Source organism: Planktotalea sp. (assembly GCF_039984035.1).
GTDB lineage: Bacteria > Pseudomonadota > Alphaproteobacteria > Rhodobacterales > Rhodobacteraceae > Planktotalea.
On sequence record NZ_JBDWVM010000198.1, the window covers coordinates 1 to 2,769 of the forward strand.

2 protein-coding genes and 1 pseudogene are annotated in these 2,769 nt (G+C 53.7%); 1 reads left to right on the plus strand and 2 read right to left on the minus strand.

Annotation, left to right across the window (positions count from 1 at the left end; translation table 11 throughout):
• Positions 1–180: 180 nt before the first annotated feature.
• Positions 181–864: an aminoacyl-tRNA hydrolase gene (gene pth / locus ABJQ89_RS09200; protein ID WP_348495953.1), complete on the minus strand. Its 684-nt coding sequence runs from the start codon at positions 862–864 to the stop codon at positions 181–183.
• 191 nt (positions 865–1,055) lie between these two features.
• Positions 1,056–1,667: a TetR/AcrR family transcriptional regulator gene (locus ABJQ89_RS09205; protein WP_348495954.1), complete on the minus strand. Its 612-nt coding sequence runs from the start codon at positions 1,665–1,667 to the stop codon at positions 1,056–1,058.
• A 91-nt stretch (positions 1,668–1,758) separates the two neighbouring features.
• Here ABJQ89_RS09205 and ABJQ89_RS09210 point away from each other — a divergent pair.
• Positions 1,759–2,769: pseudogene (locus ABJQ89_RS09210) on the plus strand (N-methylproline demethylase); the annotation flags it as partial.

Here is a 2,769-nt window from a genome sequence, read left to right on the forward strand (position 1 = left end):
GATGTGCATACCAGCGCGATAACGCCCAATAGTCGCGGTACACCATAGTAAGGGCAGCAATTTTCATAGAGGTCTCGCAGGTTTTGAGAGGTAGTATATCGCTGAGGCGGTGTTTGGGAAGCTTTGTTAGGGACGCGGTGACGTGTGGGTCTGCTTTTGTCGGTCAGGGATTATCACGTGTTAGCTGCGAAATTTATCCGCCAATTTCTGCATAGCACTGCGTGTGTCCTCGACCGGTTCGGGGGCAGCTTTTGGTTTTTTCGTTTCCGTCGGCTTTGCGGTTTTTGAGGAACGGGCAGGGGCGGTACGCAGCGAGACCGCATTGAGGAAGCGGGGGGTGTCGCCTTTTGCCAGCTCGGCCGCGCCATCGCTGCACCCACGACGCACATCGTCGAGCCAGTCTGCTTCTGCCTTGGCAAAATCACTGAGCACATAGCCTGCAACGCGGTCTTTGTGGCCCGGATGACCAATGCCGAGGCGAACGCGTTGGTAATGCTCGCCGATATGTTGATGGATCGAGCGAAGGCCGTTGTGGCCCGCGTGTCCGCCGCTCATTTTAACGCGCACTTTGCTGGGCGCGAGGTCGAGCTCGTCGTGAAAGACGGTGACGTCAGCGGGTGTGAGTTTGTAAAAGCGCATGGCTTCGCCGACGGATTGACCGGAGAGGTTCATGAAGGTTGAGGGCTTGAGCAGAATGACTTTCTCGCTGCCAATATTGCCTTGGCATACCTCGCCCTGAAACTGTGATTTCCACGGGGTGAAGCCCTGATCAGAAGCGATTTCATCCAGCACCATGAAGCCGATGTTGTGACGGTTCTTTTCATATTTTTTGCCGGGATTTCCCAAACCTACAAAAAGTTGCATCGCTTTGCTCCAGAATTAAGTCTTATCGGCAGTTACGGTTTGCCGAGATGTATGCGCTGATGTGGCGGGTTTTACCAGATTTGTCGAGGGCGGGCGCTGTTGAAGGGCATGAGACCCAAGCATAAATTTCAAGTCGTCGCCGCGATATTGTTCTGGGCGAGGAAGCAGCGCGACGTTGGTGCATTTCTGCGTTAGCTGTGGCGAGCGAGAAAACGATCGACATCAGCTTTGGATGGTGCGGTTCCTGAAAATACTTCCACGTAGCGCTGTACGCGCTGTAGTCGTTCGGCGCGGTTTTCTTCTACATGCATCGAGATATATCCGATCTGCGTGTAGATGAGTGTCATGCTGCGGGTTTCAGCCTGTTCGTGTGAATAGCCATGACGGTGAAACAGGTCAGAGATCGCGCCAAGCCTTCGCCTGTCTGCCTCGTCCAATCGATCTTTCAAGTTGGTATCGACGCGGGCCCAGTTGCGAATTGCAAGATCAAGAGGCGCATCAAATAGCTTCGGATCAAGCCAACAATCCATCACGTTGAACAAGGCCTGACAGATATTGTCTGCAGGCACCTGACACGACTGCACAAGGTGCCCAGTGTTCCGACGCTCCCACCGGTCGATCATTTCAGCGTGCAATGCGCTGAGGTCGGCAAAGAACCAATAAAAGCCCGTGCGTGACAAATTCAGTTTTTTGGCCAGCGCCATGACTTTGACAGCCTCAATGCCACCTGACACGAGCATCTCATAGGCCGCATCGAGCCAAAGTTCTTTAGAGCCACGTTGGCGCGCAGGGGATGTATTCATAGGTGCAACATAAGAAACTTGACACAGATGTCAATTTTACGGCAGCCTTTCAACACGACACATCTGTCAAGTCTCTAGCGAGGGCGTTCTGTTGACCAAAGATCCATTGCTCCAGCCATATCAGCTGAAACATCTGACGTTGAAAAACCGGATCATGACGACCAGTCATGAACCCGCATATCCTGAAGATGGTATGCCAAAGGACCGCTACCGTGCCTATCACGCTGAACGCGCTAAAGCGGGTGTTGCCTTGGCGATGACTGCGGGATCGGCGGCTGTGTCTAAAGACAGCCCGCCTGTGTTTAACAATATCCTCGCGTACAAAGACGAAGTTGTCCCATGGATTCAAAACCTGACGGATGGGTGCCATGAACACGGCTGCGCTGTGATGATCCAGCTCACCCATTTGGGCCGGCGCACGACGTGGAACAAGGGGGATTGGTTGCCCTCACTGTCGTCCTCCAAACATCGCGAACCGGCGCATCGTGCCTTTCCGAAATTGATCGAAGATTGGGACATTGAACGGATCATCACCGATTTTGCTGATGCCGCAGAACGGATGCAAGCGGGCGGCATGGATGGGATCGAATTGCAGGTCTATGGCCATCTGTTGGATCAATTTTGGTCCCCGCTCACCAATGATTTGGTCGGGCCTTACGGCGCGGACACTTTGGAAAATCGTATGCGGTTTCCTTTGGATGTTCTGGGCGCCATCCGCAAACGTGTTGGAAATGAGTTCATCGTCGGGTTCCGATATACGGCTGATGAGGCGCAGAAAGGTGGGATCACGGCCGAGGATGGCCTCAAGATTTCCAAAACCTTGGCTGAGACGGGCCAGCTCGATTTTCTCAATGTGGTGCGCGGGCGCATTCATACTGACCCTGCCATGACGGATTTGATCCCAGTGCAGGGCATGAAAAATGCACCGCACTTGGATTTCGCAGGTCAGGTCAAGAAGCTGACAGGCATGCCCACGTTCCATGCCGCGAAAATCCCAGATGTTGCGACTGCGCGGCATGCGGTTGAAAACGGTTTGCTTGATATGGTTGGCATGACGCGGGCGCATATGGCCGACCCCCATGTGGTTAAAAAGATCATGGAG

Coding starts and splice junctions, on each gene's coding strand:
- pth (WP_348495953.1), bottom strand. CDS start 864: ATGCAACTTTTTGTAGGTTTGGGAAATCCCGGCAAAAAATATGAAAAG.
- ABJQ89_RS09205 (WP_348495954.1), bottom strand. CDS start 1,667: ATGAATACATCCCCTGCGCGCCAACGTGGCTCTAAAGAACTTTGGCTC.